The organism is Lacihabitans sp. LS3-19 (genome assembly GCF_024343575.1).
Lineage (GTDB): Bacteria > Bacteroidota > Bacteroidia > Cytophagales > Spirosomataceae > Leadbetterella.
This window is the reverse complement of sequence record NZ_RJUA01000052.1, coordinates 1-2,985: the sequence shown is the minus strand read 5'-3', so window position 1 is coordinate 2,985 and position 2,985 is coordinate 1. Positions and strand designations below refer to the sequence as shown.

Below are 2,985 nucleotides of genomic sequence, written 5' to 3'. Positions count from 1 at the left end.
TACAATCCAGAGGACCGTCTTCCTGCACGCGGCATGGCTGGGTCAGAGTTGCCTCCATTGCCCAATATTCCCTACTGCTGCCTCCCGTAGGAGTCTGGCCCGTATCTCAGTGCCAGTGTGGGGGATACTCCTCTCAGAGCCCCTAAGGATCGTAGCCTTGGTAAGCCGTTACCTTACCAACTAGCTAATCCTACGCATGCCCATCTACATCCTATAAATATTTCAAAAGTCTCTGATGCCAGAGTCTCTATTATGCGGTGTTAATCCCAGTTTCCTAGGGCTATCCCCCTGATGTAGGTAGGTTGCATACGCGTTACGCACCCGTTCGCCGGTGACATTGCTGCCCCCTCGACTTGCATGTATTAAGCCTGCCGCTAGCGTTCATCCTGAGCCAGGATCAAACTCTCCATAGTAATATCTACTAACAGAAAGATCTCCCAACTTCGTGTTTCGTCTCTATCTCCAATAAGTTAATGAACTTTATCCCACCGTAGTGAGCTCGTTGCCTTTTCAAGCTTTTCCTTCTAAACTCTAAATCCTTCTCGTTTAATCGGGGTGCAAAGGTAACAACCTTTTTTTATTTCCCAAATTTTTATCGAAAAAAAATTTATTTATTTTTAATGTACTTTATCCCAACTAACTCTCTTATTTCTTCTCTCTCGCCGTTTGGGAGTGCAAAGGTAGCACTTCTTTTTCCCCTTTTCCAAATTTTATTTTATATGCCTTTTTATCCACTTCCCCTAATCCTCTGCTTTTCAGTATCTTCTTGTTCCTTCCCAATTAAACTTCTTCTTTTTGTCCTGTTTATTTATCCGATTGTTATATCTAATTGGATACCAATTCCGGTCTGAAAAGTTTGTAGGGATATAAATATTGGCGTAGGGTAATGTTTGTGAGGACACAAACTTTGGCATGGTGGTAATGTTTGTGGGGATACAAACTTTGGCGGCGGGAAAACGTGAGGGATAGTAGTGGAGCTCTTTGTGGCCTGGCCTTGGCCGGACACAAAAGCGGGAATGTATAGCCCGACCCTCCACCCACGGCAAAAAGCTAAAATATTGAAACCATGTTTTTGGGTGGAGGGGCACGCCCTTAATAAAATTTGCTTTAAGTTTGAATTTTTGCTTTGGACTGATTTGGGGTTTTATGAATGTTGGTTCTATATTTGAGAAAAAAAATATTAATGGATGCATTGGAGATAGTTAAGGAATATTACGAGCATTTTAATGCTAAAAACTGGAATGGGATGCTGAATCTGCTTGATGAGAATATCAGACATGAACCCAACCAAGGAGAAGTCAGGATTGGTTTGGAAAATTTCAAGGATTTTTTAGCGATTATGGACAAATGTTATGAGGAGAATTTATCTGACATGGTGTTTTTGGGCGAACCTAATAATAGCAAAGTTGCAGTGGAGTTTGTTGTGAACGGTATATATAAGGAAGCCGATGAAGGTTTACCTGCTGCAAATAATCAAAAATATGTACTTCCTGCCGGTGCTTTTTTGGAAGTGCAAAATGGGAAAATTTGCCGAGTTACTACCTATTATAACCTTCCGCTTTGGATAGAGCTTGTTTCAAAATAATATGAAACTGAAATATCATATATATATAGGTGCAAAAATCGAGGAAATTCTGGAGGATTTGGGGAAACTACGTATTTCGGTTTTCAGGGAGTTTCCCTACTTATATGAGGGAACCGAAGAATATGAAAGGAATTATTTAAAAACCTATCTTGCAGTAGAACGATGCTGCGTGGTGGCTGTATTTGATGGCAACCAAATGGTAGGTGCGAGCACTTGCTTGCCTATGATAGAAGAAAGTGATGAAGTTCAATTGCCTTTTTTGAACAATAACATTGATATAAAAAAGATTTTTTATTTTGGCGAAAGTATATTATTGCCTCAATATAGAGGAATGGGTATTGGTAATAGGTTTTTTGAGGAAAGAGAAAAACATGTTCTGAGCTTTAAGGAATATGAAATGATTTGCTTTTGTGCTGTGGATAGGCCTGAAAATCACAAAAGACGACCAAAAGATTATAGGCCGCTGAATGATTTTTGGAATAAAAGAGGATATACAAAACAAGAGCATCTTAAGGCTTATTTCAGATGGAAAGATCTTGACGAAGCAAAGGAAAGCAAAAAGCAAATGACTTTTTGGACTAAATTAATTTTAATTTAGAGGGAATTAAAAGCTAATCCGTTTGCTATTTAGGGCGTCCTTGATAATTGCTAAAAAAATTCTGTTTTTCAAGAATCCAGTCTTTCACGAGTCTGGATTTTTTGATTTTTGGCTATGAGAATTCTTGAAAAATTTACATTTTCATTTTTTTGTTAGCAATTCTTGTTTTTTAGATGAGTTTGGGCAGTCTTATCCCGTGATATTTCTCTTAAAAGTTTTTCAAGCTACTTTTTTGACTTGTTTTTGTTGCCGTTTTGATAGTCGGACGACATTTGCAGTAAAGATTCCGAAGAACATCCACACGATTTGTGTTTCTGGTGTTTTTGCTTTGATTTTCCTTAGGCCATAGTTTTCTTTTTCCGTGCCAAATGAGCCTTCTAGGCGTGTTCCTCTTTCTATAGAAAGGATGGTTTTAACTTTTTTGATATTTTTATCTGTTACTTTTTTACCCTTTGCAACAAAATTGGTTTGCAGTTTTTTAGTGGTACAAAACCGCCTATTGCTATTTGTTGGATAAATCCCATCTGCTGCTAAATGTGTACAAGTTCCAATCATCAATCGATGTTTATAGTAAGCATGCTTTAGTCTGGTAGTCTCGTTGAAGGCATTGAAACTGTGGTGTTCAATGATGTTTAGCCCTCCAACTTGCATTATGTGAGCTTTTATACCGAACTCAACGGGTTTGTTTTCTTTTCCTCTTACGATCGGCCTTATGTGTGGTTGTGAAAGACTCACTATTCTATCTTTCACGCTAGTAGTTTTATTTTCAACAAGATAGCTTTGTTGTAGATATACTTTTCGG

General features: G+C 38.3%; 2 protein-coding genes, 1 rRNA gene and 1 pseudogene. 2 read left to right on the top strand and 2 right to left on the bottom strand.

Translation table 11 applies throughout. The annotated features are described in order from the left end of the window. Positions 1 to 413, bottom strand: a 16S ribosomal RNA gene (locus EGI22_RS15220); the annotation flags it as partial. Positions 414 to 1,183: 770 nt separating this feature from the next. On the opposite strand from EGI22_RS15220, the gene EGI22_RS15215 reads away from it, so the two are divergent. Then, positions 1,184 to 1,585 (top strand): nuclear transport factor 2 family protein, encoded by a 402-nt coding sequence (locus EGI22_RS15215; protein ID WP_255069309.1) that lies wholly within the window; start codon positions 1,184 to 1,186, stop codon positions 1,583 to 1,585. A gap of 1 nt (position 1,586) precedes the next feature. Beyond that, positions 1,587 to 2,183, top strand: a complete 597-nt coding sequence (locus tag EGI22_RS15210; protein WP_255069308.1) for a GNAT family N-acetyltransferase — start codon at positions 1,587 to 1,589, stop codon at positions 2,181 to 2,183. A gap of 219 nt (positions 2,184 to 2,402) precedes the next feature. Here the strand turns inward: EGI22_RS15210 and EGI22_RS15205 are convergent. Beyond that, positions 2,403 to 2,985, bottom strand: a pseudogene (locus EGI22_RS15205) (DDE transposase); the annotation flags it as partial.

Coding starts and splice junctions, on each gene's coding strand:
- EGI22_RS15215 (WP_255069309.1), top strand. CDS start 1,184: ATGGATGCATTGGAGATAGTTAAGGAATATTACGAGCATTTTAATGCT.
- EGI22_RS15210 (WP_255069308.1), top strand. CDS start 1,587: ATGAAACTGAAATATCATATATATATAGGTGCAAAAATCGAGGAAATT.